At 67.1% G+C, this 16,520-nt stretch carries 18 protein-coding genes; 8 read left to right on the top strand and 10 right to left on the bottom strand.

The genetic code is table 11. From position 1 onward, the window contains the following. Window positions 1-70: 70 nt before the first annotated feature. Complete coding sequence (locus ACFQI8_RS08135; protein ID WP_390243867.1) at window positions 71-922, bottom strand: polymer-forming cytoskeletal protein; 852 nt, start codon at window positions 920-922, stop codon at window positions 71-73. Between the two features lie 121 nt (window positions 923-1,043). Between ACFQI8_RS08135 and ACFQI8_RS08130 the strand changes: the two genes are divergently transcribed. After that, window positions 1,044-1,247 carry a DUF5800 family protein gene (locus tag ACFQI8_RS08130; protein WP_007274390.1) on the top strand — a complete coding sequence of 68 codons (204 nt, stop codon included), beginning with the start codon at window positions 1,044-1,046 and terminating at the stop codon, window positions 1,245-1,247. 72 nt (window positions 1,248-1,319) lie between these two features. Here the strand turns inward: ACFQI8_RS08130 and ACFQI8_RS08125 are convergent, their stop codons facing one another. The 3 genes from ACFQI8_RS08125 to ACFQI8_RS08115 all read right to left on the bottom strand — a co-directional run bounded on the left by ACFQI8_RS08125 (window position 1,320) and on the right by ACFQI8_RS08115 (window position 3,280). Then, complete coding sequence (locus tag ACFQI8_RS08125; RefSeq protein ID WP_390243866.1) at window positions 1,320-2,006, bottom strand: dolichyl-phosphate hexose transferase; 687 nt, start codon at window positions 2,004-2,006, stop codon at window positions 1,320-1,322. Between the two features lie 71 nt (window positions 2,007-2,077). Next, window positions 2,078-2,419, bottom strand: a complete 342-nt coding sequence (locus ACFQI8_RS08120; RefSeq protein ID WP_390243865.1) for a DUF8002 family protein — start codon at window positions 2,417-2,419, stop codon at window positions 2,078-2,080. A gap of 105 nt (window positions 2,420-2,524) precedes the next feature. Then, on the bottom strand, window positions 2,525-3,280 hold the full coding sequence (locus ACFQI8_RS08115) for a ribonuclease H-like domain-containing protein (protein ID WP_390243864.1): 756 nt from the start codon (window positions 3,278-3,280) through the stop codon (window positions 2,525-2,527). Window positions 3,281-3,387: 107 nt separating this feature from the next. On the opposite strand from ACFQI8_RS08115, the gene ACFQI8_RS08110 reads away from it, so the two are divergent. From ACFQI8_RS08110 to ACFQI8_RS08100, 3 genes are all read left to right on the top strand, one after another. Beyond that, complete coding sequence (locus ACFQI8_RS08110; protein WP_390243863.1) at window positions 3,388-4,092, top strand: SOS response-associated peptidase; 705 nt, start codon at window positions 3,388-3,390, stop codon at window positions 4,090-4,092. Window positions 4,093-5,465: 1,373 nt separating this feature from the next. After that, a complete protein-coding gene (locus ACFQI8_RS08105) occupies window positions 5,466-5,912 on the top strand; it encodes a DUF5805 domain-containing protein (protein WP_390243862.1) in 447 nt (148 codons plus the stop codon). Then, on the top strand, window positions 5,902-6,957 hold the full coding sequence (locus ACFQI8_RS08100; RefSeq protein ID WP_390243861.1) for a tyrosine-type recombinase/integrase: 1,056 nt from the start codon (window positions 5,902-5,904) through the stop codon (window positions 6,955-6,957). The genes ACFQI8_RS08105 and ACFQI8_RS08100 overlap by 11 nt, the downstream gene beginning before the upstream one ends. 73 nt (window positions 6,958-7,030) lie before the next feature. On the opposite strand, the gene ACFQI8_RS08095 is transcribed toward ACFQI8_RS08100, so the two are convergent. Further along, window positions 7,031-7,414 carry a RidA family protein gene (locus ACFQI8_RS08095; protein WP_390243860.1) on the bottom strand — a complete coding sequence of 128 codons (384 nt, stop codon included), beginning with the start codon at window positions 7,412-7,414 and terminating at the stop codon, window positions 7,031-7,033. A gap of 188 nt (window positions 7,415-7,602) precedes the next feature. Here ACFQI8_RS08095 and ACFQI8_RS08090 point away from each other — a divergent pair, with 188 nt between their 5' ends. After that, window positions 7,603-8,223 (top strand): ArsR/SmtB family transcription factor, encoded by a 621-nt coding sequence (locus ACFQI8_RS08090; RefSeq protein ID WP_390243859.1) that lies wholly within the window; start codon window positions 7,603-7,605, stop codon window positions 8,221-8,223. Window positions 8,224-8,265: 42 nt separating this feature from the next. Further along, window positions 8,266-9,225, top strand: a complete 960-nt coding sequence (locus ACFQI8_RS08085; RefSeq protein WP_390243858.1) for an META domain-containing protein — start codon at window positions 8,266-8,268, stop codon at window positions 9,223-9,225. Here the strand turns inward: ACFQI8_RS08085 and ACFQI8_RS08080 are convergent, their stop codons facing one another. From ACFQI8_RS08080 to ACFQI8_RS08070, 3 genes are all read right to left on the bottom strand, one after another. Next, entirely contained in the window at window positions 9,226-10,122 is an 897-nt protein-coding gene (locus ACFQI8_RS08080; RefSeq protein WP_390243857.1) for a hypothetical protein, read from the bottom strand. It abuts the gene before it with no gap. Between the two features lie 75 nt (window positions 10,123-10,197). Next, on the bottom strand, window positions 10,198-12,219 hold the full coding sequence (locus ACFQI8_RS08075) for a hypothetical protein (protein ID WP_390243856.1): 2,022 nt from the start codon (window positions 12,217-12,219) through the stop codon (window positions 10,198-10,200). A gap of 156 nt (window positions 12,220-12,375) precedes the next feature. Further along, window positions 12,376-13,209 (bottom strand): MBL fold metallo-hydrolase, encoded by an 834-nt coding sequence (locus tag ACFQI8_RS08070; protein ID WP_390243855.1) that lies wholly within the window; start codon window positions 13,207-13,209, stop codon window positions 12,376-12,378. 257 nt (window positions 13,210-13,466) lie between these two features. Between ACFQI8_RS08070 and ACFQI8_RS08065 the strand changes: the two genes are divergently transcribed. Continuing rightward, a complete protein-coding gene (locus tag ACFQI8_RS08065) occupies window positions 13,467-13,589 on the top strand; it encodes a hypothetical protein (protein ID WP_390243854.1) in 123 nt (40 codons plus the stop codon). 154 nt (window positions 13,590-13,743) lie between these two features. Next, window positions 13,744-14,193 (top strand): TIGR00725 family protein, encoded by a 450-nt coding sequence (locus ACFQI8_RS08060; protein WP_390243853.1) that lies wholly within the window; start codon window positions 13,744-13,746, stop codon window positions 14,191-14,193. 28 nt (window positions 14,194-14,221) lie between these two features. Here ACFQI8_RS08060 and ACFQI8_RS08055 read toward each other — a convergent pair whose 3' ends face one another. Beyond that, complete coding sequence (locus ACFQI8_RS08055; protein ID WP_390243852.1) at window positions 14,222-15,826, bottom strand: hypothetical protein; 1,605 nt, start codon at window positions 15,824-15,826, stop codon at window positions 14,222-14,224. An 80-nt stretch (window positions 15,827-15,906) separates the two neighbouring features. Next, on the bottom strand, window positions 15,907-16,470 hold the full coding sequence (locus ACFQI8_RS08050) for a DUF8173 domain-containing protein (protein WP_390243851.1): 564 nt from the start codon (window positions 16,468-16,470) through the stop codon (window positions 15,907-15,909). Window positions 16,471-16,520 lie beyond the last annotated feature (50 nt).

Here is a 16,520-nt window from a genome sequence, read left to right as displayed (position 1 = left end):
AAACACAAACGGCGACTGTTGCTATCGGGGCCCGCAGATGCCGCGGTCGGTCAGTCGGACGCGACGCCGACTACTCGGCCTCGCGGGGGAGGTTGTCGCGGTGGATGCGCATCTCACCGCGGGCGCGCATCGTGCCGTCGACGTGCGCACCGGCTTCGAGGACGAGGTCGTTACAGGACACGTCGCCGAGGACGCGCGCGCCCTCGTGGATGCGGACCTCACCGTTCCGGGTGGTCACGTCGCCGTGGATGCGCGTCCCGCTCCCGACGACGACGTCGTCGCGAGCGCGGAGGCTCCCGAAGACGTTGTTGTCCTCGGCGAGGTCGATGGACTTCGCGCGGATGTTGCCGTGAATGCGGCAGTCCGAACCGACGTGGGCGGGCGTCGAGACGCGCCACGCGTCGTCGGAGACGGTGGCGTTCCGGGGAATCACGAGCGGGTCGTGCGGCGACTCGCCCGCGAGCGTTTCGGCGAGTTCGTCGGCCGCCTCGTCCTCGCCGAGTCGGAGGAGTTGCGAGAAGACGATGAAGTAGAACACGAGCGTCGGAATCGGGTTGCGGATGACGATCCAGCCGTTGGCCTCGAACCCCTCTTCGATGTCGACGTCGTCGCCGATGTCGAGGTCGCCAGAGACCATCAGGCGGCCGGCGATGTGGACGCGCTCGCCGAGGTAGGCGTCGTTGCCGACGAGGACGTTGCCGGCCACGTCGTCGAGCATGTCGAGTCGACAGTCGGCCTCGGCCTCGATGTCGCCGCCGAAGGTGACGCGCTCGCCCGCGAGGACGTTCCGGCCGCGGACGCCGAACTCGACGGTGCTCTGCCCGCCGACGACCACGTCGCCGTCGGTGACGAGGTCGTGTTCCTCGACCGTCGTCCCGTCGGGGATGTCGAGCGCATCGAGCGGGTCCGTACCCAGTGACACGCTCCGAACCAACACCCGTGCCGTAATAAACCGTCCGCAAGACGACCGTCAGACGCGACGGAGGCGGCCGGTTTCGCGACGACGACGCGTATTTAACTACGCGCGGGATACAACGAGAGGTATGACGATTCTCTCTTTCGACGACGACGGCGTAGACGTGGTCTACGAGGGAACGGAGTTCCGCCTCGAAAAGGCCCTCATCGAGGAGGCCATCGGAAAGTCCTACCCCGACGTGACCGACCACGAGGTGCTGAAAATCGTCGAGAAGGAGCCCGCTCTCTCCGGCGAACCGCGGCGCGTCCGCGACATCCTGAACTCGTCGTGACGGCCGCCTGAACGACCGACCCCCTCGGTTTCCGCGTATCGCTCTCGAATCACGCGCGCTCGCCGTGCGAACTCAGAACCGAAGCCGTTCTTCCAGACAGACTTTGACGATGGATTTCCCGATGGCCGCGCCGCCGGCGAGGGGGTCGAGTTTCGTCTCGCCCGCGCGCTCGCGATAGGGGATGGGAACCTCGGCGATGTTGTAGCCGCGCATCGCGGGGCGGATGAGGAGTTCGGCGGACAGTCCCGTGTTCTCCGTCCACTCGATGTCGTGGAGGAGTTCGCGGCGGTACGCCCGCATGCCGGTGGTCGTGTCGTGGACGGTCGCGCCCATGAGAACGCTGGCGAGGCGGGCGAACGCGACGTTTCCCGCGCGGTTCAGTCGGGGCATCGTCTCCGCGCCAGTCGTGATTCGGTCGCCGGAAACCACGTCGTAGCCGTCGTTGATGAGGTCGAGGAACTTCGGGAGATACTCCATCGGATAGGTGTCGTCGCAGTCCGTGGTGACGACGACCGGGCGGTCGGGCGCGAGCACCGCGGCCTCGACCGCGACGCCGTACCCCCGCGGCTCCTGTTCGATGACGCGCGCGCCCATCTTCCGGGCGATTTCGGGCGTCCGGTCGTCCGAGCCGTCCACGCAGACGACCTCGGCGCGCCCGTCGGTAACCCGGTCGATGTCGGCCAACACGGACCCGATGGCCTGTTCTTCGTTGTACGTCCCCATCACGACCGCGAGGTCGTCGAAGGTGAACTCGGTCATTGGGCGGGGTTGTCGACGGCCGCTCTTGAGCGTTTAGGTTTGCCAAAACCGAAGCGGTGCGAGTGCCGGCGTTAGCTGAGTCCGCGGGTGTCGGGCTGGTCTTCCAGCTCTTTCGCGTGGTCGACGAGGTAGTCCATGAGTCGAGTCGCCGACGCCTCCACGTCGTCGAGTTCGTCGTTGGACTGCCCGCTGACGCGGACGGAGAGTTCGTAGAGATCGAGTTCGACGTGCGGGACGGTCTCGTCGCCGTTGCCGTTATCGTCGCGCTCGTCTGTGCCGCCGTCCGCCGCTTCGACGGCCGCGTCGGCGTCGACCGGCTCGTCGCCGTCGGTCGCCTCGGTCGCGTCGTCGGACGGCGGGGTCGAATCGCCGGGGTCGTCCGCCCCTGAGTCGGCGTCGGGGTCGTCGGTCATGTGCGGCGGGTCGCTTTGGGGGATGAAAAAAGCGCGGGGTTCCGTCATGCTTGCGCCGGTCGGCTGTCGTCCGGCCGCGGGCGTGGAGTCGGCTCGCCGCCGGCCTCAGGCGAAGTCCGCGTCGAGCCCCTCGCAGGCGCGGTCGTGGAGGCGGCCGGTGACGGTCTCCATGAGGCGTTCGAGGTTGACCGCGTCCTCGCGGTTGTACGACACGAGCGTGTCGAGCGACGACTGGTCGCCGCGCTCGTACTCGCGCCAGAGGCGGACGGCGTCGCGCCCGGAGATGTCGGGGCGGTCGCGGTCGATGCCGACGTCCGTCTCGATTTGCTTCAGCCCGCCGGTGAGGTCGAGCGTCCGGCACGGATACATCAAATCGACGTGCGGCACGTCGATGGAAACGTCGAACGAGGTCTCGAGGAAGGGCACGTCGAAGCGCGCGCCGTTGAACGTCGCGATGAGTTTCGCGTCGGCGAACTGCTCGCGGAGGGCATCGGCCGTCAGGTCCTCCCCGCTGACGAGCGTCGTGGTCTCGCCGTCCTGATAGAACGAGACGGTCGTCACCGAGTCGCGCTCGGGCGACAGGCCGGTCGTCTCGATGTCGAAAAAGCACGTCTCGTCGCGGAAGTTCTCGTACAGTCGCCAGCGCTCGCCCGAGGGGAAGCAGTCGTCGAAGAACCGCGAGTTACCGTCGTCGAGGTTGGCGGCGGCGTCGGCGATGAACGTCTCGATTCGGTCGCCCGTCTTCGCGCCGACGAGCGAGGCGTCGAACTCGTCCCAGTGGGTCGCCCCCGCCCGCCAGAGATTCCGCTCCGTCCGCTCGCCCACGCCGCGGACGGGGATGAAGCTGTTCTCGATTCGCATGTCCGACAGGGGGGCGTCGGCGACCCTAAATGCGTCGTCTGAGGCGACGACGCGCTTCCCGCGTCCCCGTCGCGGGCGTTTTACCCGCAGAGCGCGAAGTCGGAGATATGTGCGGCCGCTACACGCTGTTTACCCCTCCCGAAGAACTCGAGACGCGGTTCGACGCGACGCCGACGCGCCCGCTTTCGGCGCGGTACAACTGCGCGCCCGGGCAGGAACTCCCGGTCGTGACCAACGACGCGCCCGAGGAGTTCCGCTTTCTGAAGTGGGGTCTCGTCCCCTCGTGGGCCGACAGCGAAAGCGTCGGCAACGACCGAATCAACGCCCGCGCGGAGACCGTCCGCGAGAAGCGGAGTTTCGCCGACGCCTACGAGGCCCGCCGGTGTCTCGTTCCCTCTGACGGCTTCTACGAGTGGGTCGACCGCGGCGGGGACAAACAGCCCTACCGCGTCGCCTTCGAGGACGACCGCCCGTTCGCCATGGCCGGCCTCTGGGAGCGATGGACGCCCCCGACCAAACAGACCGGCCTCGGCGACTTCGGAAGTGGCGGTCCCTCGCGCGAACAGGAACCGCTTGAGACGTTCACCGTCGTCACGACCGAGCCGAACGACCTCGTCTCCGAGTTACACCACCGGATGGCGGTCGTTCTCGACCCCGACGAAGAGGAGACGTGGCTCCACGGCGACCCCGACGAGGCGGCGGCCCTCCTCGACACCTACCCCGACGACGAACTCACGGCGTACCCCGTGTCGGCGCGGGTGAACAGCCCCGCCAACGACGGCCCCGAACTGATAGAGCGAGTCGAAGCGTAGCGTGCCGGGTAAAATCGTCGACATCCGGCCGTTTCGGCGACTCGAACGCGAATCAGCCGGAGTCAACGAGACCCCGAATCTTCCGAAGTCGGTCGAAATCGCGAACCGGAATTGTGTATAGCGAGATATAATATACGAGTCTCGAATCGGACAATCGACGACCCGACAGAGAGACCGTAATCTACAGAGAGTCGGCGATTGAGTCGCGTTGACGCGGAAACTCGGAGTTCCAGCGGTCGATAGCGTTTGAGCCCGCTCAACGTCACAGCGCGACAGTCGCATCACGCCCCGGTTCGGGTGGTTCGTATCGCAGTCGGGAGTACACAGAGTGCGTCGGCCGCAGGTCCGGTCGTGTAGGCAGAGTCTGGGGTCGCATTCGAAATTCGGGCGGTCCGCTCGAACGAGTCGGCGGCCGGGGAGCTGGTTCACTCACACGGGTCGTCGCCGCCGAAAGTGAGTCGTCGAATCCGACCGTGAGCGAGACCCGAAGCCCCAGATTCACAGGAGTCCATCAGGACGGCCACAGCGCGCTTGAGCGCCGCTTCACCTGAGATGGAGGACACACGCCGAGTTACTGTTCTCACCGCGAAGACGAGGGCTGTGGAGGCGTCAAAAGAGAACGAATCCGGCCAGCAAAGACCTCGGTTGGGTTCGTCGTCAAGCATTCGGAACGGCGTCTCCCGGGTGGTTGCGTGTTCGAATTAGACAACACTCTACGGAGTTCGTCGTGATGACACCAACATGATAACAGGCAATTTTATATCGAAATGAAGTCACGTCCGACGACAGATATTCAGAGGAGGATAACGGGTATAATCGGTGAAAATATCGGTTTGATTCTGGTTGAAATATAGTTGTACGAGAGAACGCGGGTGACGTGTCGTCCCGCATATAAATTCTCGAAGAAATAGACGGAAATTATATTTAAAATAGTTCGCGTCTTGATGAGAGAAATAAAATTGGAGCCAAACCAGTGTTATCCGGTTTTGTAATAATTCAGTAAAATAAAAGATGGAATAACGAAACCCGTGTACGTGGTTCGTCCATGCGTTACCCCAGGGGTAAATGGGGAGAGGAACACCATCCAAAAATCGGTCGTCATCACAGAAAAGAGAAGGTGACGTGCAAAATTCGACCTATCGAAAGCAACGGAATGTCGGGCGAGTCTCAAATTCGCTCGAAACGCCCGAAATCGGCGTCTTCCGAGAAAATCAGATATCCGTAATACTGCATGTAAATCGCCGAAACCATGATTGCAGTATTCAGGATAACTAAATCTCACCGCCAAAAACCCGCATGTACTACTCAGGATAATCTCTCTTATTCTGGACTGTGCCGGTGGATTGAATATCGACCCCCGTGTCGACCCGTGCATGAGCGACGAGACCGACCGCGCGACGGTGCAAACCTACCTCCCGGCCCACCAGAAGGCAATCTGGAAGGACCACGCGGACCGACTCGGGATGAGTCAGAGCGAATTTGTCAGAACGATGGTACAGGCCGGTCGGCGCGATTTCGACGTTCCGGCGAGGGGCGATAAAGCGGCCACAACCCCCGGGGTTGAAGGGGTGGAAACAGGCCTCCAGAACGACGGTTCGAATCAGGACAAAGTGGGCGAACATAACGACCGGTTCGAGGCCCGAATCGTCGAGGCGCTCGCGGCCGATTCGCATCGGTCGTGGGACGACCTCGTCGAGGCGCTGACCGACGGCATCGAAGACCGCCTCGAATCGACGCTTCAGGAGTTGCAATCGAGGGGCCGAGTCGTGTACAGCGGGCGACACGGCGGCTACACGCTGGCGGAGCGCGATGGCCGCTGAGCGACCCGCCGACGCGGAGGACCCGGTCGGCTACTTCCTGCAGGATATGACCTATCACGGGAAGACCGACCGGACCCGCGACGCCTACGAGCGCGTCCTCCGGGCGTTCGAGTCGTTCCTCGGCGACCCCTCGCGAAACCCCTCCGGGACCGTCCGGTCGGTCGACGACGCGACCCACCGCGACTGCATGGCGTGGATACACACCCTGCGAAACCGGGATGTCGCGCCGAGCACGGTGGCGACGTACGCCTCCTACCTCCACCGGTTTTACGCCTACATGGCGCAGGTCGGCGCGTTCGACTCCAACCCGATGAGCCTCGTGATGGAGGAGATGGACGAGCGCATCGACACCAACCCCGCCCGACGGGAGCTTTCGGTCCCGCAGATGCGGGCGTTCGTCCGCGGAATCGCCCATCCGCTGGACCACGCGCTGGTGGTCACCCTCCTCAAGACCGGGATGCGCGTCGGCGAACTGTGCAACCTCGACCTTCGAGACGTGTCGCTGGCGGCGGAGGCGGATACACCCGTAAGCGGTGTATCGACCCGCGCCGCGCTCGACGGCCGCGGACCGTCGATATACGTCGCCGCCGACCCGAGCGTCGGGAGCGTCACCAACGGCGAGGAGCGAACCGCCTCCAACAAGCGAAAGCGGTCGACGGTCGTCCCCGTCGATGACGAACTGGAGGACGTTCTGCGTCGCTGGCTGGCGGTTCGGCCCGATTCGCCGTCACCGGCCGGGCCGCTTTTCGTCGGCACCGCTTCCGGGTGGGGCCAGCGACTGGAACCCGACGCCGTCCACCACATCGTCACCGCTCACGCCGCCGACGCCGGCTGGTACCGGGCGGGCGGCGACCGCGAGGGAAACGTCACGCCGCACTACTTTAGACACTTCTTTACGACCCACCTCCGGGACCGCACCGGCGACCGCGGCATCGTCAAGTACCTCCGCGGCGACGTGGCCGGAGATATCATCGACACGTACACCCACAACTGGGGTGATAGAGTGCGCGAGACATACGAATCGAACATCTACTCGCTCCGCTGAGGAGCGAGCGAACGCTGTTCGAAGCGCGACTTGTAAACTTTATCTCGCTATATAGAATTGGTGAATGAGCGACCTATCGTTTAACACCCGTTGCCTCGATTTGGACGGCGGCGTCGTTCGGGAGCTCGGAGACGCCGACGACGGTCATCGCCGGCCGTCGGGTGGCGAAAGAGGCGTCGTAGGCCGACTCGATAGCGTCGATTCGGTCGAGGTCGGTCGTGTACACCGTGGTTCGGAGCACGTCGTCTAAGTCGAGCCCCGAGCGTTCGACGGCCGCTTCGACGCGTTCGAGCGCGCTCATCGTTTGGCTCTCGACCGACTGGAGGCCGTCCGCCGTCTGTTCCGGTTCGGGATACTGCGCGTCGAAGAAGACGAGTTGCAGGTTCCGCTTTCGGGCGCCGTAGCCGGCGGTCGCCTTGAAGTGGTCGCTCTCGTACCGAACCGCCTCGCCGTTCACAGCTGTTCCTCCGTGGGATTCGTTCGAATCTGGTTCACGGTCGTACTCCCCCGCGAGCGGCCATCGACGTGTCGCTAGCATGTACTAACTCCGAGAGAGGCGTTCTCACGCGGGGGACGAGAGGGTCAAACGGGTGCTTGACTCATGCCGGCCTCTTTATCCGTGGAGCGAGAACGACGGCCGAGACCGTGAGTTCGTTGCTCCCGTTGAAACCCGCCGCCGCATCGGTTCGAGATCGAGCCCTGACGCCGCTTCTCGTCGCACTCGACGACGACGACGCCGACGAGGTCCTGTCGGCGCTCTCGTCGGCCACCGCGAGGCGACTCCTCGCCGCCGTCTACGACGACCCGCGCCCCGCCTCGGAACTGGCCGACGCGCTCGACACGACGCTCCAGACCGTCGGCTACCACGTCGAGCGACTGGTCGACGCCGAGTTAATAGAGCCCGTGACGACGTGGGTCTCCGCGCAGGGCCGCGAGATGGCCGTTTACGGCCCGACACGCTCCGCCGTCGTTCTCTTCGCCGGCGCGGAGCGAACCGAATCGAAGCTCTCGTCGGGGCTTCGGACGCTGGTCGCCGGCGTCGGTGTCACGCTGGTCGGAAGCGTCGCCGTGCAGACGCTGTGGACCGCGCGACGGCCGCAGGTCAGATACGCCGCGCCGGCTCCGACCGCTCCCATCCCCGAACCGGGCGTCGCGGAGTTCGTCTCCGCCTTCCTCGCCGGCCCCGGCGCGCTCGTTTTCATCGTCGGCGTCGCTCTCGCCGTCCTCGTGAGCCTCGGCGCGGTCTGGACTCAAACGCGCGTTTGAGCCACACACAGGGGGAAGTGACCCCTACACGTTGGGTGCCGTGTGCAACGACGAACCCTCCTCGCCGCGGCCGGAACCAGCCTCGCGGCGGCGCTGACTGGCTGTACCGCGAGTGCCGGCAACGGCTCTGACGACTCTGACGACGGAGACTCGATGACCGAATCGACCCCCGACCCGACGCCGACGCCTGACCCGGTCGAAGCCGTCTCGGTCGCGACCGGCGAACGCCTCACGACCGTCGTCGGCGACGGACCCGCCAGCGACGCCGGGACGCTGAAACCACGCCACGTCCGCCTCGAAAACCCGACCGACGAGCCGTGGACCACCCGCATCGACGTCTCGCGCCCGCTCGGCGCGGGCCACGCGGAGACCTACGAACTCGCCCGCGACGCGACGGTGACCGTCTCGCTTCGCGTCCCCGCCGACTACGACGTGTCGGTCACCGACATCGACTCGGGCGACGAAGCGACCGAGACGGTCGGGCCCGAGGAGTTCGATTGTAACCGCTCGTGGACGGCGTTCTCTCCCGACGACAGCGGTGTCTCGGTCTCCGGCGGGTCGACGCGGATGGCCTGTAGCCCCAACACCGTCGAGGCCGACGACGCGGTCATGGTCGCGCTCGGCGACGGGTCGCTCCCCACCGAGGCCACGAAGCCACACGGCGTCGCCGTCTCGAACCCGACCGACACGGCCGAAGTCGTCGAATTCACCTACGAGACGCCCACGGGCGCGGCGGCCTTCGGCGGCACGTACCGCCTCGAACCCGGCGCGCGAGTCGGGGCGTCTGTGACCGAGGCCCGCGAGGTCACGCTCCGCGTCGCTCGGCGGAGCGACTCGGGCGACGAGGCGACCGAGACGGTCACCATCGAACAGTCGCAGTTCGACTGCAACGCGTCGAGCACGACCGTCTCGCTCACCGACGACGGCGGCTTCGAGTCGCGGACGCTCTCGACGCTGATGTTCTGTGGCGACGCGGAACCGAAAAACGAGTCGTCGGCGTAGTTAGACCTTCAGTTCGGTCTCCAGCTCGGGCGACGCGATGGCCCGTTTGACCGTCTCCGCGGCCGGCGTCGCCTCCGCGACGTTCTCCATCAGGACCGTCTCGCTCGGGAACAGGTGTTCGCCGAGGACGAGGCCGTGTTCGCGCGCGGTCGACCCGGTCATCGTGAGGTAGACGCCGAGACCGGTCTCCGCGATGGCGGCCTCCTCTTCGGGCGCGTCGTCCGGGTACGCGAACGTCACGCCGTCGAGACACCGCGTGCCGAGAACCGCCTCAACGAGGCGTTCGTAGCGCGGCGAGATACACAGGTCGCCCGCGTAGTCCGCGACGAAATCGCGGTCGAGTTCGGAGCCGGGCGGGAGGAGTTCGGGGTCGGCCATGAGCGTGTGATACACCGTGTCGCCGAGGCCGGAGACGACCCGTACGTCGGTGTCCATCGGGTCGATGCGGGCGTTCACGTCCTCGATGCTCCCGAGCCCCTCGGGGCGGAGCCCGACGACCTCTTCGAGGACGAGGTCGGCGCTGTCGAAGCCGAGGCCGAACTCGTGGGTCCGCAGGGCGCGGAACGGTTCCTCGCGGCCGACGAGGTGGATGTCGACCCCGTCGACGTCGAGGACGACGCTGTCGAAGACGATGCGCCGCGGCATGCCGTCTCGGTCGTCGCGCAGGAGCGTGTACTCCGGCCCGGCCGGGTCCGAGAGGTCGCTGTAGTCCGCGAGTCGCTCGTACACGTCGTGTTCCGGCTGGGTATGGCCCTTCGTGACCGACTTCTCGTATCGGAGTGTCGAGGTGATTTCGTCCGCCACCTCGGCGATGCTCTCGGTCGTGGCGAACCGTTCGAGCACCGCTTCGAGGGGGCGACCCTTTCGCGGAACAGCGACGCGCACCGTCTCTGTCATCATCGGAACGTCGGGGCGGCCCGCTAAACAGGTTGCGCTTCGGGAAAACGTCTCTCGGGAACGCGCTCGGTCGGGCTACTCCGCGTCGCCGTCGTCACTGTCGCCGTCGTCACCGTCGCCGTCGTCGTCGCCGGCGGCCGGACCGCCGCCCATACCGGTTCCGAAGGCCCCCGCGAGGCGCTCGCGGAAGGTTTCGAGTTCGGCGACGGTGTCGTCAAGCTCCCGGATGTCGTCGCGTAGGGCGTCGATTTCCTCGTCGGCCGCGGCGTCTTCGACCCGCGACTGAACGTCCGCGAGGCGGTCGTCGAGCGCCTCGCGCGTCTCCACGATGTCCCCGTCGAGTTCGGCGATGTCCTCGCGGATATCGCCGACTTCGGCGTGGAGCGTCGAGGCCTGCTCGGTCGCTTCCGCCGCGTCGGTTTCGGCCCCTTCGAGCCGGTCGACCGTCTCGTCGAGCCGACCAGAGATGTCGTCGAGGCGCTCGCGGACCGTCACGAGTTCCTCCTCGCGCTTGGCGAGCGTCTCCTCAACGCTGTCGAGGCGGGCGGAACCGGCATCGATGTTCCGCGAGGCGGTTTCGAGCCGCTCGTCGTGGTCATCGAACCGACCGTCGTGGTCGTCGAGACGGCCCTCGACGGTCTCGAACTGTTCGTTGTGGGATTCGAGCCAGCCGTGGTAGTCGTCGAGGGTGTCGTCCGCGGTTTCGAGGTCGGACGCGAGGCCTTCGAGCCGACCGTCGTGGTCGTCGAGGCGGCTCTCGGCGTCCGCGACTCGCGTGGCGACGCGGTCGGACCGCTCGTCGACCGCGGCGATGGTCTCTTCGGCCGCGTCGAGCCGAGAGGTCGCGTCGTCGACCGACTCGACCGCGCCGTCGACCATCGAGTCGAGGGCGTCGAGGTCCTCGCGGAAGTCGGCCATCTCGGCGCGGAACTCGGAGACGAGTTCGCTCCCGGTCCCCTCCTCGTCGATGAACTCCGCGAGCGCGTCGGAGTACGCCGCGAGGTCCTCCATCTGCGACTGGAGGCGGCGGATGCGCACGTCGGTGCTCCGGCGCGTCTCGGCGTCGACCGCCTCGCGGAGGACTTCGATGTCCTCCTCGTCGGCCGCGCCCGACCGAATCTCGGCGGCGAGCGCGCCGACGAGGCCGCCCGCGTCGGTCGCGGGCGCGCTTCCGGCCGGAGTCGCGTCGTCGTCCACACTCGGTTCGCCGGCCGACGGCTCGGCGTCTGCTTCGACATCGGCGTCCGCTTCGACCTCGGCGTCCGCTTCGACCTCGGCGTCTTCGGCGGCCTCAACCTCGACATCGGGCTGTTCGAGGTGTGCGGTCACGGCCGGCGCGGTGTCAGTGGCGACCGCGCGCGGGCCGGTCAGGTCGGCGGGCTCGTCGTCGGCTTCCTCGTCGTCGCCGAGCACGTCGGGGTCAGGCGTCGCGTCGGTCTCGACGTCCCCGTCGTCTCCGCCACCGAAGGCGGCCGCGAGGTCGCCGTCGCTCGGCTCGTCGCCGAGGGCCCCCGCGTCGGCGGTCGCGTCCGCCTCGGAACCGACGGCGGCTTCGGGCGCAGAATCGGCGTCCGCGGGCGCGTCGAGGACGACTTCCCCTTCGTCCTCTCGGTCCGCGTCGGCGGCGGACGACTCGTCACGGGGCGGGTCGCGGTTGCCCGCGAGCACGTCCCGGACGATCTGACTGCGGTCTTCGCCGAGGATGTCGTCGATGTCGTCGGGGTCGATGCCGCCGTCGACCGGGATGCGTTCGAGCGTCGGCTCTTCGAGGAAATCCGTCTGGTCGTGGCCGTCGGTGATGCGGATGCCGTAGACCGTCACGAGCTCCTCGCCGGGGTCGAGCGTCCGCTCGTACTCGACGCGGTGGTCCTTGTAGGCCGTCCAGTTGTCGCTCTCGAAGTCGGGGTGGAACCCGACGCTCTCCATCGGGAACGACTCCGGGATGCGGTCGATGACCCGGATTCGGGTCGCCTCGTCTCGCGTCGAACTGATGACGAACTTGATGGCGGGAACGGGAAACTCGTCGGCGGCGAAGGTCTTTTCGACCGTGACCTCGCCGTCGGAAACCGATGTAACCCCTTCGGACTCGCGGCTCATGGCCGCCACTTTCCCGACATCCATTATAAAACAACCGGGGGCGACGGGTCCGCCCCACCGCCGTCTTTCGATTCGACGGTTTCGATGCGGCGGCTATCAGTCGGCGATGGCCGTCGTGGGGACGGCCGCCGCCGAAAAATCAGTACGGGGGCGACCTCAGAGGTCGACGCGGTCGCCGATTTCGACGAGGTCGAGCGAGCGCGGGGCCTCGAAGCTCTTGGCGTGGTGGTGCAGTACCTTCGGGTCGGAGGTCATGCCCTTCCACATGTCCCAGTGGGTCGGCACGAGGCGGTCGAGGTCGAGGTCGCTCGCGGCCTCGATAATCTGGTTCTCGTCGTTGTACCACTTCGTGCGGACCGGTTCGCCCGTCTCCTTGTCGGAGATGTTACCGACGGTCCCGAACGCGAGGATGCCGAGGTCGAGGTCGTAGCGGTCGCCGACGTCGACGAACTCCTCGGCGGGCTTGGTGTCGCCGCCGTGGATGAACGTGCCCGACTCGTGTTCGAAGACGTAGGCGACCGGATGGCTCGCATCGGGGTCGTAGGCGGGTTCGACGTGGACGGTGAACTCGCCGATTTCGACGGTTTCGCCCTCCGTAACCTCCTCGAACTGGTCGTCCGAGAGGTCGTAGTCGTCGACCCACGCCTCGTCGTCGTAGGCGACCGAAAGCGAGTCGTCGGGGGCGACGAACGTCGCGCCCGTGTTCTCGAGGATGGGTGCCTGACTCGGGCCGTGGACGTGGTCGGTGTGCTCGTGCGTGGCGAGCACCGCGTCGGCCTCACTCACGTCTTCGGGGTCGAACGGGACGGGAATCATGCGGACCGTCCGCGGCGGGTCGCCGATACCGACGTACGGGTCGACGAACACCGTCGTCCCCTCGCTACCTTTGATGACGAACCCGTTGCATCCCAGATACCAGATGGCCACCGTCTCGGGGTCGGCCGCCTCGACCGCGCGCGGGAGCCAGTCGCCCCAGTCGCTGACTGTCATAGAGACGTGTCCTCGCGCGGGGGGACTAAGCGTTGCGCTCTCCCGTCGACTCGCCGCGAGCGGTTCCACACTCCCGACCGCCCGCTCTCCGCCCCGTTCCTCCCGCCGAAGCACAGACACGAACGCGAAATAGACAACAATCTCGTGATATTTGTGATAGAATCGTCCGGGATACGGAATGGTTTGAAGATATATGTGGTGTATAAGGTAGTACTCCGACAAGATATTTAATGGACAAGCTTGTGCTAGTAAGTACCATGTCAGGAACCCACAAGCAAACGGCGAACTTCTCGTCGATGGCTCGGACGATGCGCGCGTGCGGTACGTGGGAAGCGGTCTCCCCGCTGGACGACGACTCGCGGCGAACGGACGAGTTCTGACGCGACCGAGCAACACCAGTCCGACTCCGGTCGGGCGACGCGGCCCCGCACTTATCTTCTTCGACGCGGTCCGATATCTCATGCGCACAGTTATCAGTCACAACGTCGGCGAGCGCCGAGACGACACCCGCGGGCGGCGAGAGGAGGCCCCGCTGTGCGCGTGAGCGTCGTCGGCGGGAGCGCCGTCCCCGCCCCGGTCGAGACCATCGCGGAAGAGCTGGGTCGCCTGCTCGCCCAGCGCGGCCACACGGTCGTCTGCGGCGGCCTCGGCGGCGTCATGGAGGCGGCATGCCGCGGCGCGAAGGACGCCGGCGGCACGACCATCGGCGTCCTCCCGGGCGAGGACCGCGGCGAGGCGAACCCCTACGTCGACATCTCCGTTGCGACCGGTCTCGGCCACGCGAGAAACGCGCTCGTCGCGATGAACGGCGACGCCGTCATCGCCGTCGACGGCGGCGGCGGGACGCTCTCCGAAATCGGCTACGCTAACGTCTTCGACCGCCCGACGGCCGGAATCAGAACCCAACAGGTCGGCTCGCTGGACGGGTTCGAGCGGTGCGACTCTCCGGAAGCGGCCGTCGCGTTCGTCGAAGACGCGGTCTGAGAATCCAGTTCGGTCGCGTTGTTCTGTGCTACGCGTCGGCGACGCCCTCGTCGCGCTCGACGCAGTCGCGGAGCAGGTCGTCGACGACGGTCTCGCGGAACGACTCCCAGTCGGTCGTCGACGCCCACAGCCGGCCGGCGTCCGTCGGTTCGAGCGCGTCGCGGCCGCGTTCGCGCTCGCGCGTCGCGACGAACCCGTTTGCGGCAAGCCCCTCGACGGCCACGTCGAGTCGCGGGACGAGCGCGTTCGAGAGCCGCTTTTCGAAACGGTCGCCGGTCACGCTATCGCGAGCGACGCCCACGCAGAACGAATCGAACGCCGACCACGTCTCCTCGTCGCGCGCGCCGGCGACGATACCGTGGTGTTCGGCGCGCTCGCGGAGTTCGGCGGCGACCGCGCGGCGGGTCCGCGGGCGAGAGCGCGGCGGCCCCGTCGCGAGGACGGACAGCACCGCCGCTTCGAGGTCGCCCAGCGGCGAGAGCGCGTGGGCGTCGAGTTCGAGGGCCGACTCGCCGGTCACCGGGCCGGACTCGTCGAGTTCGGAGAGGCTCGTCGCGGCCGCCGTGGCCCGCTCGGAGAGGTCGGCCGTCCGCTCGGCGACCGGGCTGGCGGCGGCCGAGAGTTGCGACCGGGCGTCCAGATAGGCGTCGAGGTGCGCGTCGAAGCGGTCGAGCGACTCGAACAGCTCGATAGTCGCCCGGTCTTCGAACTTCCCGAAGCGCGCCTCACAGCTCGTTCGGAAGCGCGCGACCAGTTCGCGGGGGTCGTCTTCGACCGACGCGAGCAGGCGGCTCTCGGTGTCGAGCCACGCGTCGAGCGCGTCGAGGACCGCGTTCGGGTCGCGCGTGTCTTCGGGGTCCGGGCGGGGAGCCTCGGACTCGACGAGGTCGGCCAACTGTTCGCGGGCGCGACCGACGTAGGAACTCATCGCGCCGAACGGCGAGTCGCCGCCGGAGCGCGCCCCGCGAGCGCCCGCGGGACCGCGGACGCGAGAGTTCGGACGGGACGGCTGTGACTCGCCGCTGGCCTCGGCGAGCGCGTCGCGCAGGTCCGACAGGGCGATGCGGAGCGGCCGAGCGACGGCCGCGGCCGCGGGGCCGTCGGCGACGCGCCGGAACTCGGCGAACGCGTCTGACGCGGCCTCGACGTCGGCGACGAGCGTCCGGAAATCGTCGATGGCCGCGAGGTCGGGGTGGTCCGTCGCGGGAATCGTCAGGAGCAAGACGGTCCCGCGGTCGAGGTCGCCGCCGTCGACGAGGGCGGTCCGCGCGGCGTAGAAGGCGGCGGCAACCTGCGGGGGCGCGCCCGCGAGGTTCACCTGCACGTTGCCGTCCGCGGCGGCCTCGCGGAGCAGGTCAGCCGTCGCGGTGTACAGTTCTTCGAACGACGCGGTGAAGGGGAGTCGCGCTTCGTCGAGCGTCCCCCGTCCCGCGAGGCGTCTGGAGACGGCTTTCGCGGCGTGGGCGCTCGCTCGCGGCGCGCCGGGCGTACAGTCGTCCGGGTCGCGACCCTGCTCGGGGTCGGCCTCGTCGCGGACCAGCCGAACCCGGTCTGCGTCGACGTCGGCGGCTTCGAGCGGGGTGACGACCCGCTGCACGTCGAATCCGAGAACGGGGAGGTGGGTCGTCGGCATCTGTCTGACCCATTCGCTACCTGTACCCTGAATGTTGTGGTGGCCCGTGAGGACCGCCTGTCAGAAGCGCCGGAGCGGCGTCAGGACCACGCTCGGTAGAGGTTTCGCCCGACGACGCCGAGTCCGAGCATGTCGACGACGAACAGGATGACGCTACCGAGGATGGGCACGAGCGACAGGACCGCCGCCATGAGCGCACCGACGACGAGCGAGACGCCCAGCGAGGGCGACCCGCCCGAAGCGACGCCGGTCACGAGCGAACCGAGGAGGACCGTCGAGACCGCTCCGCCGACGATGCTGAGGAGGATGAGCGCGAGGAAGCCCGGAATCGCCACGAGGAGGCCGATGATAGTGATTGCGAGGAGGGCGAGGGCGATGAGGCCGCCGATGCCGACGCCGAGGCCCCAGAGGAACGAGCCGCCGGGGTCGTCTCGAATCTCGGCGATGGCGTCTCTGGTGTACGCCGGGGCCGCGGCGACGAGGATGCCGCCGACGACGAGGTCGAGGAGGAAGCTCCCGCCGGCGCGGAACACTGGCGAAATCTGCTGTGCGGATTCGAGGTTCTGCGCGGCGGCGGTTCCCGCGAGCGCGAGGACGCCGAGCAGACTCAGGAGAGCGGTTCGTGACGTTCGTGGAGGGACCATACGTGTCCGTGAACGGGCGACCCGTATAGGTATTCTGGAGAGATTGTCCG

The sequence above is a fragment of the Haloferax chudinovii genome (assembly GCF_042663345.1).
GTDB lineage: Archaea > Halobacteriota > Halobacteria > Halobacteriales > Haloferacaceae > Haloferax > Haloferax chudinovii.
Note: the sequence above shows the minus strand (reverse complement) of the source record. Positions and strands in the feature narration are given on the sequence as shown.